At 36.2% G+C, this 25697-nt stretch carries 27 protein-coding genes; all 27 read left to right on the forward strand.

The window, feature by feature from the left end; genetic code table 11:
* Positions 1 to 26 precede the first annotated feature (26 nt).
* Positions 27 to 1661: a hypothetical protein gene (locus tag JOC48_RS11240; RefSeq protein WP_204499729.1), complete on the forward strand. Its 1635-nt coding sequence runs from the start codon at positions 27 to 29 to the stop codon at positions 1659 to 1661.
* The gene (locus tag JOC48_RS11245) at positions 1658 to 1939 is read left to right on the forward strand and encodes an EscU/YscU/HrcU family type III secretion system export apparatus switch protein (protein ID WP_204499731.1); all 282 of its coding nucleotides are present in this window, start codon (positions 1658 to 1660) and stop codon (positions 1937 to 1939) included. Before JOC48_RS11240 ends, JOC48_RS11245 begins: the two co-directional genes overlap by 4 nt.
* Positions 1940 to 2175: 236 nt before the next feature.
* Positions 2176 to 3336, forward strand: coding sequence for an ADP-forming succinate--CoA ligase subunit beta (gene sucC / locus JOC48_RS11250; protein ID WP_204499733.1), 1161 nt, complete (start codon positions 2176 to 2178; stop codon positions 3334 to 3336).
* Positions 3337 to 3397: 61 nt separating this feature from the next.
* Positions 3398 to 4300, forward strand: a complete 903-nt coding sequence (sucD, locus tag JOC48_RS11255) for a succinate--CoA ligase subunit alpha (protein ID WP_204499735.1) — start codon at positions 3398 to 3400, stop codon at positions 4298 to 4300.
* Between the two features lie 77 nt (positions 4301 to 4377).
* Positions 4378 to 5283: a DNA-processing protein DprA gene (gene dprA, locus JOC48_RS11260; RefSeq protein WP_204499737.1), complete on the forward strand. Its 906-nt coding sequence runs from the start codon at positions 4378 to 4380 to the stop codon at positions 5281 to 5283.
* Positions 5284 to 5507: 224 nt separating this feature from the next.
* Positions 5508 to 7586: a type I DNA topoisomerase gene (gene topA / locus JOC48_RS11265; protein WP_204499739.1), complete on the forward strand. Its 2079-nt coding sequence runs from the start codon at positions 5508 to 5510 to the stop codon at positions 7584 to 7586.
* 659 nt (positions 7587 to 8245) lie between these two features.
* Positions 8246 to 9163, forward strand: a complete 918-nt coding sequence (gene xerC / locus JOC48_RS11270) for a tyrosine recombinase XerC (protein ID WP_204499741.1) — start codon at positions 8246 to 8248, stop codon at positions 9161 to 9163.
* On the forward strand, positions 9153 to 9728 hold the full coding sequence (gene hslV / locus JOC48_RS11275) for an ATP-dependent protease subunit HslV (protein ID WP_204499743.1): 576 nt from the start codon (positions 9153 to 9155) through the stop codon (positions 9726 to 9728). Before xerC ends, hslV begins: the two co-directional genes overlap by 11 nt.
* Positions 9729 to 9776: 48 nt before the next feature.
* Positions 9777 to 11177, forward strand: a complete 1401-nt coding sequence (gene hslU, locus JOC48_RS11280; protein WP_204499746.1) for an HslU--HslV peptidase ATPase subunit — start codon at positions 9777 to 9779, stop codon at positions 11175 to 11177.
* A gap of 28 nt (positions 11178 to 11205) precedes the next feature.
* Positions 11206 to 11985, forward strand: coding sequence for a GTP-sensing pleiotropic transcriptional regulator CodY (codY, locus tag JOC48_RS11285; RefSeq protein WP_204499748.1), 780 nt, complete (start codon positions 11206 to 11208; stop codon positions 11983 to 11985).
* A 320-nt stretch (positions 11986 to 12305) separates the two neighbouring features.
* Positions 12306 to 12698, forward strand: a complete 393-nt coding sequence (flgB, locus tag JOC48_RS11290; protein ID WP_204499750.1) for a flagellar basal body rod protein FlgB — start codon at positions 12306 to 12308, stop codon at positions 12696 to 12698.
* A 1-nt stretch (position 12699) separates the two neighbouring features.
* Positions 12700 to 13155: a flagellar basal body rod protein FlgC gene (flgC, locus tag JOC48_RS11295; protein ID WP_204499752.1), complete on the forward strand. Its 456-nt coding sequence runs from the start codon at positions 12700 to 12702 to the stop codon at positions 13153 to 13155.
* 63 nt (positions 13156 to 13218) lie between these two features.
* The gene (gene fliE / locus JOC48_RS11300) at positions 13219 to 13488 is read left to right on the forward strand and encodes a flagellar hook-basal body complex protein FliE (protein ID WP_476693107.1); all 270 of its coding nucleotides are present in this window, start codon (positions 13219 to 13221) and stop codon (positions 13486 to 13488) included.
* Positions 13489 to 13563: 75 nt separating this feature from the next.
* Positions 13564 to 15168, forward strand: coding sequence for a flagellar basal-body MS-ring/collar protein FliF (gene fliF, locus JOC48_RS11305; protein ID WP_204499757.1), 1605 nt, complete (start codon positions 13564 to 13566; stop codon positions 15166 to 15168).
* A 12-nt stretch (positions 15169 to 15180) separates the two neighbouring features.
* Positions 15181 to 16194: a flagellar motor switch protein FliG gene (fliG, locus tag JOC48_RS11310; protein ID WP_204499759.1), complete on the forward strand. Its 1014-nt coding sequence runs from the start codon at positions 15181 to 15183 to the stop codon at positions 16192 to 16194.
* A complete protein-coding gene (gene fliH, locus JOC48_RS11315) occupies positions 16187 to 16975 on the forward strand; it encodes a flagellar assembly protein FliH (RefSeq protein WP_204499761.1) in 789 nt (262 codons plus the stop codon). Before fliG ends, fliH begins: the two co-directional genes overlap by 8 nt.
* A complete protein-coding gene (fliI, locus tag JOC48_RS11320; protein ID WP_204499763.1) occupies positions 16953 to 18269 on the forward strand; it encodes a flagellar protein export ATPase FliI in 1317 nt (438 codons plus the stop codon). The genes fliH and fliI overlap by 23 nt, the downstream gene beginning before the upstream one ends.
* The gene (gene fliJ, locus JOC48_RS11325; RefSeq protein WP_204499765.1) at positions 18269 to 18724 is read left to right on the forward strand and encodes a flagellar export protein FliJ; all 456 of its coding nucleotides are present in this window, start codon (positions 18269 to 18271) and stop codon (positions 18722 to 18724) included. The genes fliI and fliJ overlap by 1 nt, the downstream gene beginning before the upstream one ends.
* 4 nt (positions 18725 to 18728) lie before the next feature.
* Positions 18729 to 19304, forward strand: coding sequence for a MotE family protein (locus JOC48_RS11330; RefSeq protein ID WP_204499767.1), 576 nt, complete (start codon positions 18729 to 18731; stop codon positions 19302 to 19304).
* Positions 19305 to 19335: 31 nt separating this feature from the next.
* Positions 19336 to 20703 (forward strand): flagellar hook-length control protein FliK, encoded by a 1368-nt coding sequence (locus JOC48_RS11335; protein WP_204499769.1) that lies wholly within the window; start codon positions 19336 to 19338, stop codon positions 20701 to 20703.
* The gene (gene flgD / locus JOC48_RS11340) at positions 20704 to 21153 is read left to right on the forward strand and encodes a flagellar hook assembly protein FlgD (protein WP_338024285.1); all 450 of its coding nucleotides are present in this window, start codon (positions 20704 to 20706) and stop codon (positions 21151 to 21153) included.
* Between the two features lie 21 nt (positions 21154 to 21174).
* The gene (locus tag JOC48_RS11345) at positions 21175 to 21546 is read left to right on the forward strand and encodes a TIGR02530 family flagellar biosynthesis protein (protein WP_204499770.1); all 372 of its coding nucleotides are present in this window, start codon (positions 21175 to 21177) and stop codon (positions 21544 to 21546) included.
* A gap of 91 nt (positions 21547 to 21637) precedes the next feature.
* Entirely contained in the window at positions 21638 to 22543 is a 906-nt protein-coding gene (gene flgG / locus JOC48_RS11350) for a flagellar basal body rod protein FlgG (protein WP_204499772.1), read from the forward strand.
* Positions 22544 to 22701: 158 nt separating this feature from the next.
* Entirely contained in the window at positions 22702 to 23124 is a 423-nt protein-coding gene (gene fliL, locus JOC48_RS11355) for a flagellar basal body-associated protein FliL (protein WP_204499773.1), read from the forward strand.
* A 29-nt stretch (positions 23125 to 23153) separates the two neighbouring features.
* Positions 23154 to 24143, forward strand: coding sequence for a flagellar motor switch protein FliM (gene fliM, locus JOC48_RS11360; protein WP_204499775.1), 990 nt, complete (start codon positions 23154 to 23156; stop codon positions 24141 to 24143).
* Between the two features lie 2 nt (positions 24144 to 24145).
* Positions 24146 to 25279: a flagellar motor switch phosphatase FliY gene (gene fliY / locus JOC48_RS11365; protein ID WP_204499776.1), complete on the forward strand. Its 1134-nt coding sequence runs from the start codon at positions 24146 to 24148 to the stop codon at positions 25277 to 25279.
* A 21-nt stretch (positions 25280 to 25300) separates the two neighbouring features.
* Positions 25301 to 25663: a response regulator gene (locus JOC48_RS11370; RefSeq protein ID WP_204499778.1), complete on the forward strand. Its 363-nt coding sequence runs from the start codon at positions 25301 to 25303 to the stop codon at positions 25661 to 25663.
* The last annotated feature ends 34 nt before the right edge of the window (positions 25664 to 25697 follow it).

Raw genomic sequence — 25697 nt, forward strand, 5'->3', positions numbered from 1 at the left:
TTTTGATTAATTAGGAGTGGATGGTAGTGACAAGGGTGAATTTTTTTTCAGGAAAAGCACCACATCAAATACATGGACAATCAAGTATTTTTAAAAATGATACAAGCCTTCGCCCGGGTCAGTTATTGGTCGGGAAAGTAACGAATATTTATCCGAACCAACAAGCCCAAGTTTTAATAAATGGTAGACCTTTTGTCGCTAACCTACAAACATCAATTCTTTTAAATGAAGAATATTGGTTCCAAATCAAATCTATTAGCAGTGTTATACAGTTGAAGGTACTTTCTGATAAACCTGTATCTAAACGAAATCAAATGGATATTTTGTTAAAAAGTATTGGATTACCTGCTACAAAAGAATATCAACAGGCTGTTTCTATGCTATTGGACGAAAATATTCCGCTTGAACAATCTAGCTTAAGACAACTATCCAATCTTTTAAATGAGTTGGATCGTCCACTTTCATCAAAGGTGTTCGCTTTTATGTCCAGTCGAGGGTTTCCGATGCAATTATCTATTTATGATGCATTGTTTTCAAAAGAGACCTTTGATTTAGGTGAACAAATGAAACAATTGATACCTGAATTAAAGGTGCTTACTAAGAAAAATAGTTCACACGAATCTTTGTTAAAAAGGTTGTTATCCTTTACAAATGTGGACAACACTGCTGATTCACGGTCATTATGGAATATATTATTCTCAGAGGCTTATAACAAAGATCCGAATATATACTTGCTTTTAAAGTCTGCAAATATTCTACCAGAATCAATGGACTTTTCTGAGTGGAAAGCTTTTTTGGAGATGCGGGATCAATACAATCAAACATCAAGTTTGAATGAAGCAATAAGTTCTTTATTATCATTGATTCAAACAGAAAAAGATTCTGCTTCTCCATCACACAAACACATAAATGATTATTTACTAGAAGCTTTCAAGAATCTTTTATATAAGCAATTACCACCTAATATAGAAAAGACTTTAATTCATTTGTTAGCTAATAACATGACGCAGCAACAGCATGAAAGCTTGTCTAACGTTAAAGATGACTTTTTTATTCAGTTTAAAAACACAGTATATTTCTTAGGTTTAACGGATGAAAACAATATAAAAAACAATGATTTTGATATCAGCAGACAACCATTTGAACAATCACTGAAATCATTACTTCTTCAAGTAGTTAATGATGATGGAAGCATGGAAGAAAAATTGAATCCATTACTTAAGATGATAAATGGTATTCAGTTAGCTTCATTTTCGGAAGAAGATCATTTTACTCAAGTAAGCTTGCAAATTCCTGGTGGGAAATTGGGAGTTGACAGTGATATCTATTTGGATATGGAAGGTAAAAAAAATAATGCAGGTGAAATAAATCCGGATTTTTGCCGGGTTGTTTTTTACCTTGAGTTAAAAAACATAGGGGAAACGATGATAGATATGCAGATACAAAAGCGACTTGTTAAACTAACCATTCGAAATAAGAATTCTGAAGTAGCGCCCATTCTAATGAAATTAAAACCAATGATTAAGCATGCACTAGAGAATATTAATTATCAATTGTCATCTGTGCAGTTTCGTGGATTTGATGATGACGAAATAGGCGCTAGTTCTACTGTTCAGTCATCTTTTAAACCAAAGAATCAAGGAGTCGATTATAGAATATGAGTCATGAGTCTAAGAAAAAGGCAGTTGCATTAAAGTATGATCAAAAACAAGATGCTTCACCAAAGGTTATGGCAAATGGAAAGGGATTTGTTGCTGACAATATCATTAATCAAGCCCTTGAGAATAATGTTCCAATTCAGGAAGATTCGACACTTGTTGAGCTTTTATCACAATTAAATATTAAGGAGAATATTCCAGAAGAGCTCTATCAGGCAGTAGCTGAAGTATTTGCTTATATTTATCAGACAGATAAACAATTCGAAGGGCGAAATAAGTAAAAGAGGATGTTCAAAAAGTTACCATATGATAAGCGGCGTATCTCTTCGTTGGCTCGTTCTTCCGGTTCTGAGGAAGCTTCGACGCCTTGATTTTCTTGCTTAAATTTACTAACTTTATAAATGCGCACTAAAATGTAATTTATTACAAATAAATTAATTAAAGGTAATTTGTGGACAATTTACGACTTTTTTTTATACAATGAATTTGCAGTGAATATTTGATGGGAGGATGTATCATGAACATACACGAGTATCAAGGCAAAGAAATTTTGCGTAAATACGGCGTTGCAGTTCCTAATGGCCGTGTCGCATATACGGTAGATGAAGCTGTGGAAGCTGCAGAAAAATTAGGTAGTAGTGTATCGGTAGTTAAAGCACAAATTCATGCTGGTGGAAGAGGAAAAGCAGGCGGAGTAAAAGTTGCTAAAAATCTTGACGAAGTACGTACATACGCGAATGAGATTCTTGGAAAAACACTGGTAACACACCAAACTGGCCCTGAAGGCAAAGAAGTAAAGCGTTTGCTTATTGAAGAAGGCTGTGACATCAAACAAGAATATTATGTAGGTCTAGTTTTAGATCGTGCAACGTCTAGAGTAACAATGATGGCGTCTGAAGAAGGTGGAACAGAGATTGAAGAGGTTGCAGCAGAAACTCCTGAAAAAATTTTCAAGGAAGTTATTGATCCAGTTGTAGGACTAAGTCCGTTCCAAGCTAGAAGATTAGCTTTTAACATTAATATTCCAAAAGAGTATATCTCAAAAGCTGTAAAATTTATGCTTGGACTTTATCAAGTGTTTGTTGAAAAAGATTGCTCCATTGCTGAAATTAATCCATTAGTTACAACTGGAGACGGAGATGTATTAGCTTTGGATGCAAAGTTGAACTTTGATGATAATGCCTTGTTCCGTCAAAAGGATATTCAAGAATACCGTGATTTAGATGAAGAAGATGCAAAGGAAATTGAAGCAAGTAAATTTGATTTAAGCTATATTGCTTTGGATGGAAATATCGGTTGTATGGTTAACGGGGCTGGACTAGCAATGGCGACAATGGATATTATTAAGCACTATGGCGGTGAACCGGCTAACTTCCTTGATGTTGGGGGCGGTGCTACTGCTGAAAAAGTTACAGAAGCTTTTAAAATCATTTTGTCCGATTCAAATGTAAAAGGTATTTTAGTAAACATCTTTGGTGGAATTATGAAGTGTGATGTCATTGCTGAAGGTGTTATAGAAGCTACAAAACAAGTTGGTTTAGAAATTCCACTTGTTGTACGTTTAGAAGGAACAAATGTTGAGCTAGGTAAAAAGATATTAGCTGAGTCTGGTTTAAATATAACAGCTGCTGAGTCGATGGCAGACGGTGCTGAAAAAATCGTTTCCTTAGTTAAATAAAGTTTGTGATAAAACGTTTAAAATATGAGTAGCTAGGAATTAAAAGAAAGGACGGACGAAAATGAGTGTATTTGTAAATAAAGATACGAAAGTGTTGGTTCAAGGTATCACTGGTGCCACAGCACTTTTTCATACGAAACAAATGCTAGAATATGGAACAAATATCGTTGGCGGTACTTCACCTGGTAAAGGTGGTACAGAGGTAGAAGGGGTACCAGTTTTTAATACGGTTGAGGAAGTTGTAAAAGCTACTGGTGCAAATGCTTCTGTCATATACGTACCAGCTCCATTTGCAGCAGACGCAATTATTGAAGCTGCTGATGCAGGTTTGGACTTAGTGATTTGTATTACCGAGCATATTCCAGTGATGGACATGGTGAAGGTAAAGCGTTATTTAGAGGGAAAGAAAACTAGATTAGTAGGACCAAACTGTCCAGGTGTTATTACTCCGGAAGAGTGTAAAATTGGTATTATGCCAGGTTATATCCACAAAAAAGGACATATTGGTGTTGTTTCTCGTTCAGGGACATTGACCTATGAAGCTGTTCATCAGTTATCGGAAGAAGGATTTGGACAATCGACAGCAGTAGGTATCGGTGGTGACCCTGTTAATGGAACAGACTTCATTGATGCATTAAAAGCATTTAACGAAGATGCTGACACAGAAGCTGTTATGATGATTGGTGAAATAGGCGGTACGGCAGAAGAGGAAGCTGCTGAATGGGTGAAAGCTAATATGACAAAGCCTGTAGTAGGGTTTATTGGTGGAGCAACAGCACCTCCAGGAAAGCGTATGGGACATGCTGGTGCGATTATTTCTGGTGGTAAAGGTACTGCAGATGAAAAAATTAAAGTGATGAATAATTGCGGTATTAAAGTGGCAGAAACACCGTCTGTTATGGGTGAGACATTGATCGGTGTATTAAAAGAAAAAGGACTTTACGAAAAGTGTAAAACACACTAATTTATTAGAGCTGGCTCTAAAACAGTTAGGGCCAGCTTTTCATATTAAAAATTACAACTGAATAAAGGGTGATGCAATTGAAAGATAGAAAAAAGCGTTTAGTTCATTTACACCGGTCCAAAGCTGCTACTAGGCCATTGATTCGTAAGCTGCTAACTATTGATCCCACACTTCAAAGCCTCTATGATCTTCGTCCTAAGGATTTTATTCATTATTTATCTCTACCATCCTCCCGAGCAACTGAACTCTTTAAAGATCTCCACAATCGTCGTATGATGGATATTGTGCTGCAGGATATAGAGCAGTACCATGTATTGACAATATTTGATTCTAATTATCCACCACTGTTAAAGGAAATTAAAGATCCCCCCATTGTATTATATTTACTCGGAAACCCTCAATTAGTATGTCAAATGCCATCGTTAAGTGTTGTAGGCACTAGAAATCCAACAGTTGAAGCAAAACGAAAATTAGACAAGGTTATTTTACCTTTAATATTAAAAGATTGGGTGATTATTAGTGGAATGGCAAGGGGGATTGATGGAATGGCCCATCAATTAGCCTTGGACAATGACGGAAAAACAATAGCAGTATTAGGAAGCGGATTTGAACATATATATCCAAGGGAACATAAACGATTGTTTGAAAAACTTGCTCAAAACCAATTAGTTATATCGGAGTATCCCCCTGATTTACGAGCTAATCATTATCATTTCCCAGAGAGGAATCGAATTATAAGTGGGCTCGGATTTGGGACTGTTGTTATTGAGGCAAAGGAAAAAAGTGGTTCCTTAATAACGGTAGATCAGGCGTTAGATCAAGGGAGAGAAGTATATGCTGTTCCAGGATCACCACTTGTTAGTCAAACCGGCGGTTGTCATAAAATGATTCAAGAGGGTGCCAAATTAGTTCAAAGTACCTATGACATTTTAGAAGATTGGATCGAACAACAGGAAAAATGGTGTACGTTTTTGTCGAAATAATTTGATAAATAGAAACATAAGGATACAAATGATGGATGTTACGTTTGACAAAACCTAATATTATATTTAATAATAGGGAAGATTTATCAAACTTGGATTATTGTATAACTAAATGTATATCTAGCAAATATATAGTATACTACGTGACAACAACTTAACTATTTGTACATAGTAATATACAAATATTATATGAAATCAACAATCACCTCTTGGGAGGAAAAAATATGGCAGATTATCTTGTAATTGTGGAATCTCCAGCTAAAGCAAAAACAATTGAAAGATATTTAGGTAAAAAGTATAAAGTAAAAGCATCAATGGGACATGTGAGAGATTTGCCCAAAAGTCAAATGGGTGTCGATGTTGAGAGTGAGTATAAACCAAAATATATAACCATTCGAGGCAAAGGTCCAGTATTAAAAGAGCTTAAGTCAGCAGCAAAGAAAGCTAAAAAAGTATTTCTTGCTGCCGACCCCGATAGAGAAGGGGAAGCTATTGCATGGCACCTGGCTCATAGTTTAGAAATTGATGAAGGTTCTAAATGTAGAGTGGTATTTAATGAAATAACCAAGGACGCAATAAAAGAATCATTTAAACATCCTCGATCTATTAACATGGATTTGGTAGATGCACAACAAGCGCGTCGAATACTTGACCGTTTAGTCGGCTACAATATTAGTCCTTTACTATGGAAAAAAGTAAAGAAGGGTTTAAGTGCAGGTAGAGTGCAATCAGTTGCGGTTAAAATGATCATAGACAGAGAAAGAGAAATTAACAACTTTCAACCTGAAGAGTATTGGTCAATAGAAGCAGCTTTTTTAAAAGATAAAGAGGAGTTTAATGGTGCCTTTTACGGAGTTGAAGGTAAAAAAACAGAATTAAAAAACAAGGATGATGTAGATAAAATACTTGATCGCTTGAATGGTAAAAACTTTAAGGTAGATAAAGTAAATAAAAGAGAAAGAAGAAGAAATCCAGCACCACCTTTTATTACCTCGTCGTTACAGCAAGAAGCAGCTAGGAAATTAAATTTTCGTGCGAGAAAAACGATGATGGTTGCACAGCAATTATATGAAGGAATTGATTTGGGTAAAGCAGAGGGTGGCATTACAGGTCTAATCACATACATGCGTACTGATTCAACTCGTATATCTGATACAGCAAAAAATGAAGCAACTAATTATATTACGGAGACTTTTGGCAAAGAATATTTAGGTGTTAAAAAACCGAATAAAAAATCAGAAGGAGCACAGGATGCGCATGAGGCGATACGACCAACTTCAGCATTTCGAGATCCTAAATCGTTAAAACCTGTTCTTTCTCGTGATCAATATAGGCTCTATAAGTTGATATGGGATCGCTTTACAGCTAGCCAAATGGCACCAGCAGTCATGGATACAGTTACTGTTCATTTGTTAAATGAAGGAGTAGAGTTTAGAGCCACTGGTTCACAAATAAAGTTTAAAGGATTTATGAAAGTATATATTGAAGGAAATGATGATAACAAGAAAGAAGAAGATAGGCTACTTCCTAAATTAGAGGAAGGGATGGTTGTAAAAGCAAGTGATATCAATCCAAACCAACACTTTACGCAACCTCCTCCAAGGTATACAGAAGCTCGACTAGTAAGAGCGATGGAGGAACAGGGGATAGGCCGTCCTTCTACTTATGCACCAACTTTAGATACCATTCAGAGGCGCGGCTATGTAACATTAGATAATCGACGCTTTGTCCCCACTGAGCTAGGGGAGATTGTTATTGATCTAATTAAAGAGTTTTTCCCTGAAATTATAGATGTTGATTTTACAGTGAAAATGGAAGGTGATCTTGACGCTGTAGAAGAAGGAAAAGTTGAGTGGGTAAAAATTATAGATGGATTTTATGGTGGATTTGATAAACGATTAGAGATTGCAGAAAAGGAAATGGAAAAAGTAGAAATCAAAGATGAGCCTGCAGGAATTGATTGTGAAAATTGTGGGCATGAAATGGTTTATAAAATGGGACGATACGGAAAGTTTTTAGCTTGCTCAAATTTTCCGGAGTGCAGAAACACGAAGCCAATCTTGAAGGAAATTGGAGTAAAATGTCCGAAGTGTAAAGATGGTAATGTAGTAGAAAGAAAATCTAAAAAGAGAAGAACATTTTATGGTTGTGATAATTATCCTGAATGTGATTTCATTTCATGGGATAAACCAATATCAAGACCATGTCCAAAATGTGATTCCTTGTTAGTTGAAAAAAAGGTTAAAAAGGCTACACAGATTCAGTGTACCAATTGTGACTATAAAGAAGAGCCACAAACTTAAGAACAAAAGCGCAAGCGCCCTGGTAGCGACGTATGGACTGGGACTGCGGTTACTCGTCCCACCGAAAACATTTGGACTGAACCGCAGGAGATAAAGGAAACACGGTGAACAAAGTGAACCGATGTTGACTTATCGTACGGAGGTGAGGGAAGTCTCACTAGTCGCTGGGCGCTGGAGCTGGACGTCGCTAACCTACACCATTTATCCACAAGCCAGCCATTTTATAATTTCCATACCATGAAATGAAAAAGTGCTTAGTCAGCACTCAGGCTGTCGAGAAAGTCTCGACAGCCTTATTTTTTTCTCTTATATAAGAAACACACTTCGCTTTCCGCGGGAAGAAAAGTTTTTTAAAAATTTAATCTTTTATTACGGAGTTAGTAATTTTTGTGTATGCCTTGTCTCTGAGATGGAATACTGTTTATTAATAGACATGATTTCTGATTATCTATAAGGCGCACTATAAATAGCAGAGCAAGTTTAAAATATTGACAATAATACATAGGGAGTCTATAATTTCCATTCGGTAAGTAATTTTACTTGACAGTGAAATGAAATATATTTTAAACAATTCAGAATTTTGTTACAATTTGGTAAAATTTATTGCAAGTACAAGCAAACCTATGTTACTATTTATACGCCTTAGGCGAGGTGAATCGATGGATCATTTTCTGCAATCAGAATCCTTATTTGTGGAATATTTAAAAATAGAAAAAAATGCATCACCTTATACAGTTACATATTATCGAGAAGATATTCAATCCTTTTTTACGTTTCTTAAAAGAGAAGGAATAACACACCTTCAATCAGTGGATTATCAGTTTGTGCGTGTTTTTTTAACTTTTCTTTATGAAAAAGGTCTTTCTCGTCGAAGTGTGGCAAGAAAAATTTCTAGTTTAAGAAGCTTATATAAATTTTTGGAAAGGGAATCAATTGTTTCGCAAAATCCTTTTATTAATGTTTCCACACCAAAAATAGATAAACCTGTTCCGGAATTTTTTTATAAACAAGAGCTAGACAAATTATTTACGGTAAATGATTTAACTGATCCACTAGGTCAACGAAATCAAGCGATTCTAGAAATATTGTATGCAACGGGGATTCGAGTAAGTGAATGTGTAGGTTTAACATTAAATGATGTTGATTTTGATTTAAACACTTTACTAGTGTTGGGAAAGGGAAGAAAAGAAAGATATGTGCCCTTTGGTAGTTATGCACGAACTGCATTGAAACTATATGTGGATGATGGCCGAAATGAGCTTTTGCAAAAAGCAAAAGCAAATAACACAAAAGCACTTTTTTTAAATGCAAAAGGAAATCAATTAACAACAAAAGGTGTACGTTTAGTTCTCGATAAAATAGTAAAGGCTGCAGCTTTAACTATTGATATACATCCACATAAATTAAGACATACATTTGCTACACACATGCTTAATGAAGGCGCTGATTTAAGAGTTGTTCAAGAGTTACTAGGTCACGAACATTTGTCATCGACACAAGTATACACTCATGTGACCAAGGATCGTTTACGAAATGTATATATGAATAGTCATCCCAGAGCTAGAAATGGGAAATAAGAGAGTTGAGGTGGAGAAATTGAGTCAGGAATTTCATGCAACCACCATTTTTGCAGTACAGCATAACGGGCAATGTGCAATGAGTGGTGATGGTCAGGTTACAATGGGGAATGCAGTGGTCATGAAACATAAAGCTAAAAAAGTTCGACGATTATTTAAAGGTAAAGTGTTGGCTGGATTTGCAGGCTCAGTTGCCGATGCTTTTACGTTATTTGAAAAGTTTGAGGCGAAACTAGAAGCATATAATGGGAACCTTTCAAGAGCAGCAGTTGAATTAGCTAAGGAATGGCGAAGTGATAAAGTCCTTCGAAAGCTAGAAGCAATGCTAATTGTGATGAATAAAGATGAAATGTTACTCGTTTCGGGTACTGGGGAAGTAATTGAGCCTGATGATGGAATACTTGCAATTGGATCTGGAGGTAATTATGCTTTAAGTGCAGGCCGGGCGTTGAAGCGACATTCTAAGGAATTAACTGCAAAAGATATTGCTCAGGCTGCACTAGAAATTGCTGGTGAGATATGCGTGTATACAAATGACTATATTACCTTGGAAGTAATTGAATAGGTGTGAGTTGGCTCTTTTTAATTCAAAGTAAAGGGAGGCTTTAGTTAAATGACGATAAATTTAACCCCAAAGCAAATTGTAGAACAGCTTGATCAATATATAATCGGGCAAAAGAACGCAAAAAAATCAGTGGCAATTGCTTTGCGCAATCGATATCGTCGAATGTTATTAGATGAGAAAATGCGTGATGAAATTGTACCTAAAAATATATTGATGATTGGTCCTACTGGAGTTGGGAAAACAGAGGTGGCTCGTAGACTCGCGAAGCTTGTAGGAGCGCCATTTGTAAAGGTTGAGGCCACAAAGTTTACCGAAGTGGGTTACGTAGGACGCGATGTAGAATCGATGGTTCGTGATTTAATTGAGATGGCCGTTCGAATGGTTAAAGAAGAAAAAATGAAAGGTGTTATGGAAAAAGCGAAAGAGCTTGCTAATAAGAAGTTAGTGAGTTTAATTGTACCTACAAAAAAGAAGCAGAACAACTTTAAAAATCCGCTGGAAATGTTTTTTTCTCCGCAAGAAACAGGTGAGAATGCTGATGCTGATCAAGAGCATGATACCCAGGAAATTGAAAATAAAAGGAAAAGGATAGAGCATCAATTAGCATTAGGTGAGTTAGAGGATCAAATAGTTACGATTGAGGTTGATGAACAATCCTCCTCTATGTTTGATATGCTCCAAGGCTCCGGAATGGAGCAAATGGGTATGAACATGCAAGATATGTTTGGGCAATTGGTTCCGAAAAAGACAAAAAAAAGAAAATTGCCTGTTGCGGAAGCAAGGAAAATATTAACCCAGCAGGAAGCTCAAAAGCTAATCGATATGGATGAAGTTACACAACAGGCAATAGAGAAGGTTGAACAATCAGGCATCATATTTATTGATGAAATAGATAAAGTAGCTGGAAAAAATGATCAGCAATCTGCTAACGTTTCAAGGGAAGGTGTTCAAAGGGATATTCTCCCTATAGTTGAAGGGTCTACAGTTGTAACGAAACACGGACCGGTAAAGACAGACCATATTCTATTCATTGCGGCCGGGGCTTTTCATATGGCTAAGCCTTCCGATTTAATACCGGAGTTACAAGGTAGGTTCCCAATCAGAGTGGAGTTTGATAAGTTATCCGTTGATGATTTTAAGAAAATATTGATAGAGCCTTCAAATGCGATATTAAAGCAATATGAAGCATTGCTAAAAACAGAAGGAATTAACGTAACTTTTACTGCTGATGCTGTAACACGATTAGCGGAAGTTGCTTTTGAAGTTAATCAGGAGACAGATAATATTGGTGCAAGAAGATTGCATACAATTTTGGAAAAGCTACTAGAGGATCTTTCTTTTGAGGCACCAGACATTCATATGGACACGATAGAGATTACGAAACAGTATGTCGATGAGAAGCTAAGTACGATTGCAAAAAACAAAGACTTAAGTCAATACATTTTATAAAATTCAAACAAAGGATTGGAGGAGCATCATGGAACTATTAGACCGTGCTAGAAAAATTAATGCAATGCTACAAAAGGCAACAAGTAAATCAGTAAATTTTAATGAAATGGCTGCAACTTTGAGGGATACGATATCATCCAACATTTTTGTAGTAAGCCGTAGAGGAAAATTACTAGGATTTGCGATCAATCAACAAATTGAGAATGAACGAATGAAATCGATGCTTGAGGAAAGGCAGTTTCCAAAGGAATATACGGACAGTTTATTTAATATTCAAGAAACGACAGCAAATATTGATATTGATAGTGAATATACTGCTTTTCCAGTAGAAAATAAAGAGTTATTTAAGAATGGATTAACAACGATTGTACCTATTATTGGTGGTGGTGAACGATTAGGAACCCTAATATTAAGTCGATTAACTCAGAGCTTCAATAATGATGACCTATTGTTAGCTGAATACGGTGCAACCGTTGTTGGAATGGAGATTCTTCACGAAAAAACGGAAGAAATTGAAATGGAAGCAAGAAGTAAAGCTGTTGTGCAAATGGCAATTAGCTCTCTCTCCTATAGTGAGTTGGAAGCAATAGAGCATATATTTGATGAATTAGATGGAAATGAAGGGTTACTCGTTGCGAGCAAAATAGCAGATAGAGTGGGCATTACAAGGTCTGTCATTGTGAATGCTTTAAGAAAACTAGAAAGTGCCGGCGTCATTGAGTCACGCTCTTTAGGTATGAAAGGAACGTATATAAAAGTATTGAACAATAAGTTTTTGCTCGAACTTCAGAAATTAAAATCTAGTTAATGATAGAGAGGATATTTCACGGACACCTAAATGAAAATGGTTTTGCTTGAGATATCCTCTTTTTTATTGAAAAGTAAGGCTCCCATTTATCCCTCGTTCAATCCGTTAAGTTAAACCTCTTCATCGTTTTCGACACATTTTTCCGTTATTCTACTTTTATGTTTTATTAATAGTTCAAAAGTCCTGGTTATATTGGATGTTTATACCAACTAAAGTCAGATTGTGTACAAATGTCATAGACACAATATTATATTTAAATTACAATATTCGATAATGATAGACTTTTTGTGACTGTCAAAAAAAGATGCGGAGGAATAATTATGTCATTTTTCGGGAAAACAATTCATAATTTGGAACATTCTCTTGATTATGCATCTTTGAAAAACCAAACCATTTCAAATAATATCGCTAATGCTGATACTCCTAATTACAAGGCGAAACGGGTCGTTTTTAAAAGTGTACTTGCAAATGAATTAGGCAACACATTTGAGGCCAAACGCACACATCCGAAACACATTCCATTTCAAAACGGTATCGTTCCCTTCCAAATTGTTTCTGATAACAATACTACATATAACCATAACGGTAATAACGTTGACATTGATAAAGAGATGACAGAGCTTGCTGAAAATCAAATTTATTATCAAAGTCTTGTCGACCGGATTAATGGCAAGTTTAATAGCTTACAGACCGTAATAAAGGGAGGTAGATAAAATGGGAGTTTTTCAATCGATGAATATTAGTTCTAGTGCTTTAACTGCACAGCGATTGCGAATGGATACTATTTCTTCCAACATTGCAAATGCTGACACAACTCGAGCAACGATTAATGAAAACGGTGAATATGAACCTTATCGAAGAAAAATGGTTGTCTTTGAGTCAAAGGATCAGGGTTTTGCATCTTACCTAAGTCGCGTTTCAAAAGAAGCATCAAGTCCTGGAGAAGGGGTTAGGGTTCGTGAAATTACCGAAGATGAAGAGCCCTTTCAACTTGTATATAACCCAAATCATCCGGATGCTAATGAAGAGGGATATGTACAATTACCAAATGTTGATCCATTAAAAGAGATGGTTGATTTAATGAGTGCAACAAGGTCTTATGAAGCAAATGTCACTTCCTTTAATGCAACAAAAAATATGTTACTTAAAGCACTAGAGATTGGAAAGTAACAATAATAGAAGGAGAACTAGATTATGGAAATTAATAAACTTAATCTGTTACAGACACCTGCTATGTCATTGCAACCGAATCAGCAGTTAAAAACTTCACCAGGTGAAGCTCAACAGCATTTTGCTTCAAGCTTAAAAAGTGCAATTGATCAATTAAACCATGCTCAAATCGAATCGGATAAGAAAACACAAGCGTTAGCAAGAGGTGAAATTGATAACTTGCATGATGTAATGATTACTTCACAAAAAGCAAGTGTTGCCCTGCAAACAGCTGTAGAAATGCAAAGAAAAGTAACCGATGCGTACAAAGAAATAATGCGAATGCAAGTATAAAATAATGAATCCATCCTATCTGTTAGGGCAAGAGCTTCCGAGGTATAAAAAGAAGGCTTGGATTGGGGGGGAAAGATGAGACAAAAATTCAATGTTTATAAAGAAAAAATACTAAACTACTGGACAACAAGATCAAAAAATCAACAAAGAATGATTATCGGTGGCTTTCTTTTATTTTTTTGTCTAATCATTGGCGGAAGCATTCTTAGTAACTCAAATAACATGGTCCCGTTGTATAATAACCTCTCCCTCCAAGAGGTTGGTCAAATAAAAGCAGAGTTAGATGCAAGAGGTGTTGGCTATGAGTTGTCAAATGCTGGCACAACGATAAGGGTACCTGACGATCAAGTTGACACACTATTAGTTGATTTAGCAGCTCAAGGCATTCCTAATAGTGGAAGTATTGACTATTCTTTTTTTAGTGCGAATACTTCCTGGGGAATGACAGATAATGAATTCAGTATGATTCAATTAGATGCCATGCAAACCGAAATAAGCAATCTTATAAAGAGCATCGATGGAATAGAAGATGCAAAAGTAATGATTAACAAACCGCAAGATCCAGTATTTGTAAGTGATCAAAAGCAGGAAGCGTCAGCGTCAATTGTTCTTCAAACACGACCAGGGTATCAGTTTGAAGAAAGTAAGATTTCGTCTTTATACCATTTAGTTTCTAAAACAGTTCCGAATTTACCTACTGATAATATCGTCATAATGAATCAAAACTTTGAGTATTTTGACTTAAATAATTCAAATTCTTTTGCTAGTAGCGATACATACTCCTATCAACAAACGGTTAAAAAGGATATAGAACGAGATATTCAGAGGCGTGTTCAACAAATGATTGGAACAATGGTCGGTAGAGATAAAGTTATTGCTTCTGTAACAGCTGACATTGATTTCACACAAGAAAACCGAGTAGAGCAGATTGTAGAACCTTCTGGCCAAAATGGTGTAGATGGATTACCGGTAAGTATTGAAACAATAAAAGAAACGTATTCAGGAAATCCGCCAATTACAAATGAAACCGGAACAGGAGAAGGGGATGTTCCAAACTATCCAGCCGATGGTGAAGGAAATAATGGCGATTATGAAATGGTAAGGGAATCGATCAACAATGAATACAACCGAATTCAGAAAGAGATTGTAGAGAGTCCATACAAAATTCGTGATCTTGGAATTCAAGTTGCTGTTGATAATACGAAGGAACCCATGAATCAAAGTGATGAGGTACAATACTTAAGCCAGCAAGAGCAGGAAACAGTAGAAGCTGGAATATCATCAATCTTAAACTCTATTGTATCTACTTCGATAGATAAAGAGTATGGACAAGTTAATCCTGAACAAAAGGTGTCCATCGTATTTCAAGAATTTAATGGTAAGCCAACCTTTCCTACTACAGCCGCTCCAGCTATTCCATATTGGGTCTATGGTGCCGGAGCAGCTCTATTACTGGCAATTATTGCACTGATTTTAGCCCTTAGGAAAAGACGCCAACCAGAAGTAGAATTTGAGGAAGAAGGCGAATCATTGGATGAAAGACAAATGGAGTCTGTCCCAAATATCGACGAAGGAGAAGAGACAGAGTCTATCATGAAAAGGAAACAACTGGAAAATATGGCGAAAGATAAACCAGAGGATTTCGCAAAACTGTTAAGAAGTTGGATAGCAGAGGAGTAGGGGGAACCTTTCATGGCAAGACAAAAAGAAGCTTTAACAGGTAAACAGAAGGCTGCGATTTTATTAATTTCTTTAGGTCCAGATGTGTCAGCTGAGGTTTATAAGCATCTAACAGAAGAAGAGATTGAGAAATTAACACTCGAAATTTCATCCGTTAAAAAAGTGGATTCTGTTCAAAAAGAAGATGTCATTGAGCAATTTCACCAAATTGCTCTTGCGCAAGATTATATCTCACAAGGAGGTATTAATTATGCGAAATCTGTTCTTGAAAAGGCTCTAGGACAACAGGAAGCATCCAACATTATTAATAGACTTACCTCTTCTTTACAGGTGAAGCCATTTGATTTCGCTAGGAAAGCAGATCCTTCTCAAATTTTAAATTTCATTCAAAATGAGCACCCGCAAACAATAGCTTTGGTGCTCTCCTATTTAGATCCAGAACAGTCAGGGCAGATTCTTTCGGAGCTCCCTCAAGAAATGCAGGCGGATATAGCAAAAAGAATAGCAGTAATGGATTCGACATCGCCTGAGATTATTTATGAGGTGGAACAAGTGTTAGAGAAGAAATTATCAACTACTGTGACACAAGATTATACACAAACCGGTGGTATTCAAGCAGTGGTAGAGGTACTAAATGGTGTTGATAGAAGCACAGAACGTACTATTCTAGATGCATTGGAGATCCAAGACCCTGAATTAGCAGAAGAAATAAAGAAACGAATGTTTGTTTTTGAAGATATCGTTACATTGGATAATAGAGCTATCCAGCGTGTAATTAGGGAAGTTGAAAATGATGACTTGCGATTATCGTTAAAAGTATCCAGTGATGAAGTGAAAGAAGTAGTCTTTAGTAATATGTCGACTAGAATGGCAGATATGTTTAGAGAAGAGATGGAGTTTATGGGTCCAGTTCGGCTGCGTGATGTGGAAGAAGCTCAAACCAGGATTGTTGCCGTCATTCGAAGGTTAGAAGAAGTTGGAGAGATTGTGATTGCCCGAGGTGGAGGAGATGATATTATTGTCTAGTATTTTTAAGTCTAGTGATAAAGAGGTTACTAGTAGAACAATTAGTATCAGACCAGTCGGCATCAAAGTCGAATCGGAAGAAAATAACCAGTTAGAGTCAGAGAAAAAACAAATGCAAATGGATGATATTAATCAAAAACTAAACGATGCGTTAGCTTCATTAGATGCAACAAAGAAACAAACAAAATCGTTAATGGATCAGTGTAAACAACAAATTTCAACGGAAAGAGAAGAATGGGAAACAGAAAAAGAGGAAAGTAGAGATCTTGCGAGACAAGAAGGATACCTGGAAGGGTTTCAAAACGGAAAAGATGAGGCTTTAAAAAAGTATGAATCATTGATTGGAGAGGCAAGACGATTAATTGACATAGCCAACCAGGATTACCAATCAACTTTAGATAATAGTGAGGAAGTTATTTTAGAGCTTGGATTGAAAATGGCTTCAAAAATTATTAATCATGAATTGGAAGTGAATGATTCCTATATTGAGTTAGTAAAAGCGGTATTGGAGGAAGTAAAAGACCAACCATTGATTAGTATTTTTGCACATATAGAAGATTATGAAGTAATGCTTATGTACAAAGATGAACTCATGAATATTGTAAGCTCGAAAGCCAAACTTTCTATTTATCCTGACAATAATTTAAATAAAGGGAGTTGTATTGTTGAATCTCCTTTTGGAAAAATTGATGCAGGTGTCGACAGCCAATTACAAGAGATTCGTAACCACTTGTCTGATTTGACAAAGGGGGAGAACCGTGAACGTTCAAGGATATCTTAATGCAATAGATGAACTTGACACTTTAAAGAGATTTGGTAAGGTTTCGCGTGTCATTGGTTTAATGATTGAATCAATAGGTCCTGAAGCAAGTATTGGGGATGTTTGCCTCATACATACATCGAAAGGAAAACGAAAAATTGTCGCAGAAGTTGTTGGCTTTCAGCAAGAAAAAGTATTGTTAATGCCTTATTCAGCAATAAAAGAAATTGGACCGGGATGTTTGGTTGAAGCGACAAATCGTCCTTTAACAATAAAGGTTGGATACGGTTTAATCGGAAAGGTAATCAATCCATTAGGTAATCCTCTCAATCATTCTTCTTTACCGAAGGGACTTTTCACATATCCTACTGATCAATCACCTCCTAATCCGTTAGATCGTCCTACCATACAGGAACCGATACAGATTGGGGTTCGTGCCATTGATACGATGCTAACAGTAGGTAGAGGGCAACGTGTAGGCATCTTTGCTGGTAGTGGTGTCGGGAAAAGTACACTTCTAGGTATGATAGCAAGAAATAGTGATGCAGATATAAATGTTATTGCATTAATCGGAGAAAGAGGCAGAGAAGTAAGGGAATTTGTTGAAAGGGATTTGGGAGCTGAAGGTCTTAAAAAATCGATTGTTGTTGTCGCTACTTCAGATCAACCAGCTTTAATGAGAATAAAAGGAGCTTATACAGCAACAGCAATTAGTGAATTTTTCCGTGATCAAGGTTTACAAGTGAACTTGATGATGGATTCAGTTACTCGTGTTGCTATGGCTCAAAGAGAGGTTGGGTTGGCTACTGGTGAACCACCTACTACCAAAGGTTATACACCGTCTGTTTTCGCAACTTTGCCTAAATTGCTAGAGCGAACCGGAACTAGTCAATTTGGTACGATTTCGGCGTTTTACACTGTTCTTGTTGATGGTGATGATATGAATGAGCCAATTGCAGATACGACAAGAGGAATCCTAGATGGTCACTTTGTATTAGATAGAAAGCTTGCTGAACAAGGACAGTTCCCAGCTATTAATATATTGAAATCAGTTAGCAGGGTGATGCCCAATATAACAACTGAAAAAGAGCAAAAGGCAGCACAAGAAGTTCGAAAAATTTTAGCAATCTATGAAGAAAACTATGAATTAATTCAAATAGGGGCATATAAAAGGGGAACGAATAGAGTAGTTGATCAAGCTATTCAAATGTATCCAAAGGTTATTCGTTTTTTAAAACAAACTACTGAAGATCAAGTAACTAGGGAACATGCATTAGAGCAACTATATCAACTAGTTAATGGAGGTGGAGACTAATGGCTGAAACAGGTACAACTCATTCTTTTGAAAAAATTCTTTCTGTACGTAAACGGGATAAGGACCAAGCACAAATGGACTATCAACATTCTGTAACCAATTTTGAAACGAAGGCAACCCAGCTTTATCATCTCTTAAGTAAAAAAGAATATATGGAAGAAAAGTATCAGAACTTCTTAAAAAATAGCAGTACAATTACTCAATTAGCTAGTCACTCTACCTATATTGAGAAGATTAAATTACAAATTAGACAACTTGAGGAATTAGTTAGCAGAGCTAGAAGTGAAATGGAAGGAAAGCAAGGTAAATTGACTGATGCACATGTTGAAGTGAAGAAATTTGAAAAATTGATTGAGCGAAAAAAACAACTACAAGAAGAAAAGTTAATGCATCAGGAAAGCGTCTTGATGGATGAAGCTTCGGCGATTCAGTTCTTAAAAAGTAGAATTAGGTGAGTGTATGGCTAGAAATTATATGGAAGAAAAAAAAGCTGGTTTCTTTCAATGGTTCATTGTTATCGTAGTTCCTCTTCTTTTTGCAATTACCATAGCATTGATTATTTTAACTGTAATGGGTATTGATGTTGTTGGTAAAACGAAAAGTATAGCAAATCAAATTCCATTTGTGTCTTCCGCTGTTACAACAGATGATGAAAAACTGATACAAGGGAAAATTGAGCAACTACAAGGTGAATTAGATGCCAAGCAGTGGGAAAATGAGCAGCTTTCTTCAGAGGTTTATGAAAAAGAACAAACAATTGAAGCACTAAACCAAGAAATCACGAAATTAAACGAACAACTAATTGAAGTAAAAGAAACAGCTCAGAGTGATGAAGAATTATTATCTGATGTGTCTGGGTCTTTCATCGATTTAGACCCTGAAGTTTCCGCTCCAATTTTTGAAAATATGGAAGATGAGCTTGCTATTACTCTTTTGAAAAATCTACCAAGTCAACAAAGAGGTGCCATTCTTGGTGAGATGGATCCTCAAGTAGCTGCTGAATTGACGAACTTATTACTTGCACAAACGAAATAGTCATTTATTTCTTGAAAGGAGGTGAGAGAGGATGAACGGTATTAGTTTCGCTTCAAATATTCCTATGAATGCAAGTATCCAAGTGTCTCCAAAGCAAGAACTTAAGCATCAATCATTTTCTGATTTGATGGGAAATATTACACATTTGGCTAAACTGCAATTAGCTGGTTTGAATCCAGAACAATTGGTTGGGAACGATGAGGAAATAGAATTAAATGGAATCAAAGAAATGGAAGAATTACATCAAAGTATTCCGGAAGAACTAGCAACAAGTCTTTCCGGTTCAAACCTTTTCAAGATGCTTGAATCCTTTGGGGAGGAAATTCCAAATATAGATGGAGAGAAACAATTATCGATCAATCATTTTGATGGGAAAGTTTCTAGCATGTCAGGTTCGCTTGTTCCATTACTTGTAGGACCAATACATGAAGAAAATCAAGCAGTAATTTTAAAAGATCAAGAAAAGCAACTAAAGAACTTATGGGGTAAAGTACAAGAGCTATTGCAGCAAGTTGTACAACAAGGTACCTTTGATGCTGCGGTTTCTCACAAAAGCCAAAGGAATTTATTAAGGCTTTTGGAACAGTGGACAGATTTAGAGAAACAAATAGGTAAACAGAGTAGTCAACAAATTATTGCAAGTATGAGTGCTAAACAAGGTGAGTCCGATCTAGCTATTTGGGAAAAATTAGTACAAACCTATCAAAAGAGAGATCAAATGGTTCACCAACAAAAATACCAATCCAGTTCTATGGTTTCCACTACTGACATTTCAAAGTGGCTCAAGGATGTACTTCACAAGCATAATGAAGGGACGCCTACAGGAGGACAAACTGCTTCAGACAACCAGTTTTCTTCCATGTCTATTGTGAAGAACAACGATAACCATTTCCCGGGTATGCCTGTATCAAACGTAGAACAATTGGCTATCCATTTAAACCGATCTGCTTCGAATAATCAATCAGTTGACGAAAGTGAATTTTTACAGAGGTTGCAGCAAGCTATTAAATCCAGTAAGTTTTTACATGGCCCAAACGGAGCTAATCAATTGTTGTTGAAATTAAAACCAGAACACCTCGGAGATATCATGGTTAAGCTGGTTCAGGAGAATGGGGAAATGGTTGTTAAAATGACTGTTTCATCACATATGACAAAAGATTTACTAGAAGCAAATATAAACCAGTTAAGGCATATGTTTTCTCCACAACAGGTTTTGATAGAGAAACAAGAGTTGCCATCTTTTCAACAAGATGAAAGTCAATTAAAGAAAGATGACCATCAAAAAAGTTCCGACCAATCTAATTCAGATCATAATGATGAAGAACTAGAACAAAGACAGGAAAAAGAGAACCAGTCAGAAGAAAGTTTTTATCACATATTGATGAATGAGGAAGTGTAGGTGAAAAAGGTGACAAAAATAGATTCGTCTTTTTATTTGAACAACCAGCCAAGAGGAACTACCAACACAAATCTGGGTAAAGAAGAATTCTTGAAAATTCTAATGGCTCAGCTTAAAAATCAAGATCCATTAAATCCGATGGAGGACAAAGAATTCATTTCTCAAATGACTAATTTTTCCTCGCTTGAGCAAATGATGAACATGTCAAAGTCGATGGACAGCTTAGCAAGCCATTTATCTATACCTCCTGTTGTCCAATATAGCAGCTTTATAGATAAAGAGGTTGCTTATCATCAATACGATTCAGATACTGGGTCAATAACTAAAACAACCACTAGTATTGTAACGGCTGTAAGTCAGGGTGAAGGGGAGGCTATCCTTGAACTAGAGAATGGAGAAAAGGTTTCCGTAGACAAGGTAGTAAAAGTAAGTAATCCAGTATTGGAATAAAGCAAGAAAGGAGAAGGAAAAATGGATCACCGTATTCAACATTTGCACCAGCAGGCATTACTTCCAAAGATTAAAAAGCCAAATTCCAATACAACACAAACGACTAGCTTTCAGGAAGTTTTCAAGGATGCTCAAAGAATACAGTTAAGTAAACATGCAAAAGAACGATTAACACAAAGAAATATTCAGCTAGACGCTAGTCAATGGGAAAAAATATCTCAAAAAATAGAAGAAGCAAAACAAAAAGGAGTTACTGATTCCTTAGTTTTAACGAATAGTGCAGCACTGTTAGTTAGTACAAAAAATAATGTAGTCGTCACAGCGATGGATCTAAAAGAAGCTTCGAGTAAAATTTTCACTAATATTAATGGAACAATTGTTATCGATGAATAGGCTGGACCCTAAGGGGAGGCCTTCCTAGCTACTGACCGATTGATGTAGCTGTTCTAAAAAATGAATCTTAAAAATGAAAGGATGTTGCCTCATGCTACGTTCTATGTATGCAGGAATTTCAGGAATGAAAGGTTTTCAAACTAAATTAGATGTTGTCGGTAATAATATTGCTAACGTAAATACTTCCGGTTATAAAAAAGCTCGTGTTACGTTTCAAGATATGATGAGCCAAACGTTATCAGGTGCAGAAGGACCCACTCAAACTCGCGGAGGTGTAAACCCTCAACAGGTAGGTTTAGGTTCACAACTAGGTTCCATTGATGACATTCATACACAAGGGAATAGACAGACGACAAACCGTGTTTTGGATTTGGCCTTAGAAGGGGATGGAATGTTCGTTTTAGGACAGAATTTATCATTCAACAATAACGATGAAGATGACGGTGTTGATGTAGAAGAAACCCCTCTAAATTTCTCGCGATCCGGTAATTTCTATTTGGATGATGAGGGATACATTGTTAATCCTGATGGTTTATATTTAATGGGAAATGCAAATGTAAATGAAATTGGAGGCCTCGAGGATGTATTAGGAAGGATACGAATTCCAGAAAATGCGGAAAGTTTTAGTATTCAAGGAGATGGTCTGGTTTCTTACGTTGATGAAGGTGGAAATGTCCAAAATGCTGGGCAAGTACTGCTTGCAAAATTTTCGAATCCAGGTGGGTTAGAAAAAACAGGTTCTAATTTATATCAATTAACAAATAATGCTGGAGTGTTTACGGATGGTGACGGTAATTTCGATGAAATGAATGATCTGGTTGTTCCAGAAACGGAGGGCTCTGCATCCATTGTATCTGGTGCATTAGAAATGTCGAATGTTGATTTATCGGAGGAATTTACCGAGATGATTACAGCACAACGTGGCTTCCAGGCAAATACTAGAATTATAACAACATCTGATGAGATTCTGCAAGAACTGGTAAATCTCAAACGATAGTATAAGAAGGTAGGGGGCTTGAGATAATTCTTGCTCCCGCCCAAATTATGATTAAAAAGTAGTCTATCAGAAAGTCAAAGTTAGATGGAAGAAAACTTGTAACTAAATTCTATCATTTAATCGGATTACAAGATATCAAGCCGGGATAGGTGATGAACATGAATTCTAAATTGTTTAAGACCATGCTTACTGCCTTAATACTAATGACCATATCAGGTGTCGTTGCTTTAGTAGTAGTCCTTAACGTATCTGGGGAACAACAATCAAACAAAGAGTTATCATTGGACAAAATGGTCGAATACTCTTTTACAACTTCCGAGATGAGTACTGATTTAAAGGACGGGAGCTTCGTAAGGATCCAGTTTCAAATTTTAACAGACAGTAAAAAAGCGAAAGAAGAAATGGAAAAGAGAGAATTCCAATTGAAAAATTTGTTTATTAAGGAATCTGTTCAATTAAATGAAGAAGATTTTAAAGTTGGACTTTCAGGATTAGAAGAGAAACTAAAAACAAACATGAATCAATTAATGAACGACGGTACGATTACAGATGTTTACATCATTAGTAAGATTATACAATAGAAAGACTCCTAAAGCGGAGGTGATTAATTTTGGCTGAAGAAGTACTTTCCCAAAATGAGATAGATGCTCTACTTTCTGCACTTTCTTCTGGGGAAATGGATGCAAATCAATTAAAGCAAGAGGAAAAAGATAAAAAAGTTCGAGTGTATGATTTTAAAAGGGCACTCCGCTTTTCTAAGGATCAAATCAGAAGTATTTCTAGGATACATGAAAATTTTGCACGGTTGTTAACAACATATTTCTCGGCGCAATTAAGGACATATGTACATATTTCGGTTGCTTCCGTTGATCAAATACCTTACGAAGAATTTATTCGTTCCATTCCTACGATGACTATACTTAATATTTATAGTGCATCTCCTTTAAATGGTCGGATAATATTTGAGTTCAATCCCAATATTGCTTATGCCATGTTAGACCGTATGTTAGGCGGAAAAGGTGGCAGTGTTAACAAAGTAGAAAACTTAACGGAAATTGAAATGACATTGATGTCACAGTTATTTGAAAAAGCGTTAGATAATTTACAAGAAGCTTGGGGGTCTGTTGTTGAAATTGACCCTGTTTTGGAAGAGTTTGAAGTAAACCCGCAATTTTTACAATTGGTTTCACCCAACGAAACAGTCGTTGTTGTATCATTGAATACGACGATTGCAGAAAGTACTGGAATGATTAATATCTGTATTCCACATGTAGTGTTAGAACCAATTATTCCCAAGCTTTCCGTGCATTATTGGATGCAAAAAGAAAATTCGAAAGAGAGCAAACCAGAAGAATATAAAAATCTATCTGATACGATTGAAACAGCTTTAGTAGATATGAAAGTAATCCTTGGTGAGTCTACAATCAGTATGAATGAGTTATTGCATTTAAATCAACATGATATGATTCAGTTAGACCAAAAAATTGATAGTCCTTTACCTTTGCTGGTTGATAGCCAACCTAAGTTTTTTGTTCAACCTGGTAAAAAAAGTAAGAGGCTAGCAGTTCAAATTTTAGAGGAAATAAAAGGGGGGGAATGAAGATGACAAATGACGGTATGTTATCCCAAGATGAGATTGATGCACTATTAAAAAATACTGATGATATTGATTCAGAAGGAGATAATTTTTTTGATAATCCCCCTATTGAGGATTATCTATCACCATTAGAGCAAGATGCTTTAGGTGAAATTGGAAACATTTGTTTTGGAAGTTCAGCAACTACGTTATCAACATTACTAAATCAGAAGGTTGAAATTACTACTCCTAGAACGTCTCTAATTCGCAGAGGTTTAATTGATCAGGAATTTCCCCAGCCACATGTTGGTGTAGAGGTGCAATATACGGAAGGTTTTAAAGGAATAAATATCTTTGTTTTAAAAACAAAAGATGCAGCTATCATAGCAAATCTAATGTTGGGTGGGGACGGAGTAGCAAGTAGTGAAGAATTAAATGAGATTCATCTTAGTGCTGTTCAAGAAGCTATGAATCAAATGATGGGTACTGCTGCAACTAGTATGTCTACTGTTTTTAATAAGCGAGTAGATATATCACCACCTTCCATTAGTATGTTGGACACGTTGAAAGAAGAGAATAGACAGCCCGAAGAAGAGATGCTTGTGAAAGTATCCTTTCAATTAAAAATTGGTAGTTTGATAGATTCAAGCATTATGCAGCTATTGCCATTGTCTTTTGCTAAAGATCTGGTACAGGAATTATTACATTCACCAACAGAAGAGGAGGAGCAAACAAGTTCTACTATGCAAAAACATAGTACTTCTAGTGATAAGAAAGATACTTATCCTTCCGAACAATTTTCTGAGCCTAAGCAATTAGGTGGATTGAAAAGTGATAATCCAACCATTCAGTCAGCAAGCTTTTCCAATTTTCAAGAGGTGAATTTACCAGCGAATGAAAAGAGAAATTTAGACATGCTTCTAGATATACCGCTTAAAGTGACCGTGGAGTTAGGGAGAACCAAACGAACAGTTAAAGAAATTCTAGAGCTTTCTTCAGGTTCCATTATAGAGTTAGACAAACTAGCAGGTGAACCAGTAGATATCCATGTGAATGACAAGTTAATTGCTAAAGGGGAAGTAGTAGTAATTGATGAAAACTTTGGTGTTAGAGTTACAGACATCCTAAGTCAGTCAGATCGCTTAAGAAAACTGAATTAAAGATAGAAGGGGAGAATCAATGTGGCACATAAACTATTAATTGTAGATGACGCGGCTTTCATGCGAATGATGATTAAAGACATATTAACGAAAAATGGATACGACGTTGTCGGTGAGGCGCAGGATGGGGTACAAGCACTAGAAAAGTATAAAGAACTTTCTCCTGATTTAGTTACGATGGATATTACAATGCCTGAAATGGATGGTATTACTTCTTTAAAGGAGATAAAAAACTTTGATGCGGATGCTAAAGTAATTATGTGTTCTGCAATGGGCCAACAAGCAATGGTAATAGATGCCATTCAAGCAGGTGCAAAAGATTTTATCGTAAAGCCTTTTCAAGCTGATCGAGTACTTGAAGCTATCCAAAAAGCATTAGATTAATTCGGTGTTCCTATGATAAAAAAAATATTGTTTC

Origin of the sequence: Aquibacillus albus (assembly GCF_016908325.1) — a bacterium.
Taxonomy (GTDB): Bacteria; Bacillota; Bacilli; order Bacillales; family Amphibacillaceae; genus Aquibacillus_A; species Aquibacillus_A albus.

Coding starts and splice junctions, on each gene's coding strand:
- JOC48_RS11245 (WP_204499731.1), top strand. CDS start 1,658: ATGAGTCATGAGTCTAAGAAAAAGGCAGTTGCATTAAAGTATGATCAA.
- sucC (WP_204499733.1), top strand. CDS start 2,176: ATGAACATACACGAGTATCAAGGCAAAGAAATTTTGCGTAAATACGGC.
- sucD (WP_204499735.1), top strand. CDS start 3,398: ATGAGTGTATTTGTAAATAAAGATACGAAAGTGTTGGTTCAAGGTATC.
- topA (WP_204499739.1), top strand. CDS start 5,508: ATGGCAGATTATCTTGTAATTGTGGAATCTCCAGCTAAAGCAAAAACA.
- xerC (WP_204499741.1), top strand. CDS start 8,246: ATGGATCATTTTCTGCAATCAGAATCCTTATTTGTGGAATATTTAAAA.
- hslV (WP_204499743.1), top strand. CDS start 9,153: ATGGGAAATAAGAGAGTTGAGGTGGAGAAATTGAGTCAGGAATTTCAT.
- hslU (WP_204499746.1), top strand. CDS start 9,777: ATGACGATAAATTTAACCCCAAAGCAAATTGTAGAACAGCTTGATCAA.
- codY (WP_204499748.1), top strand. CDS start 11,206: ATGGAACTATTAGACCGTGCTAGAAAAATTAATGCAATGCTACAAAAG.
- flgB (WP_204499750.1), top strand. CDS start 12,306: ATGTCATTTTTCGGGAAAACAATTCATAATTTGGAACATTCTCTTGAT.
- flgC (WP_204499752.1), top strand. CDS start 12,700: ATGGGAGTTTTTCAATCGATGAATATTAGTTCTAGTGCTTTAACTGCA.
- fliE (WP_476693107.1), top strand. CDS start 13,219: ATGTCATTGCAACCGAATCAGCAGTTAAAAACTTCACCAGGTGAAGCT.
- fliF (WP_204499757.1), top strand. CDS start 13,564: ATGAGACAAAAATTCAATGTTTATAAAGAAAAAATACTAAACTACTGG.
- fliG (WP_204499759.1), top strand. CDS start 15,181: ATGGCAAGACAAAAAGAAGCTTTAACAGGTAAACAGAAGGCTGCGATT.
- fliJ (WP_204499765.1), top strand. CDS start 18,269: ATGGCTGAAACAGGTACAACTCATTCTTTTGAAAAAATTCTTTCTGTA.
- JOC48_RS11330 (WP_204499767.1), top strand. CDS start 18,729: ATGGCTAGAAATTATATGGAAGAAAAAAAAGCTGGTTTCTTTCAATGG.
- JOC48_RS11335 (WP_204499769.1), top strand. CDS start 19,336: ATGAACGGTATTAGTTTCGCTTCAAATATTCCTATGAATGCAAGTATC.
- JOC48_RS11345 (WP_204499770.1), top strand. CDS start 21,175: ATGGATCACCGTATTCAACATTTGCACCAGCAGGCATTACTTCCAAAG.
- flgG (WP_204499772.1), top strand. CDS start 21,638: ATGCTACGTTCTATGTATGCAGGAATTTCAGGAATGAAAGGTTTTCAA.
- fliL (WP_204499773.1), top strand. CDS start 22,702: ATGAATTCTAAATTGTTTAAGACCATGCTTACTGCCTTAATACTAATG.
- fliY (WP_204499776.1), top strand. CDS start 24,146: ATGACAAATGACGGTATGTTATCCCAAGATGAGATTGATGCACTATTA.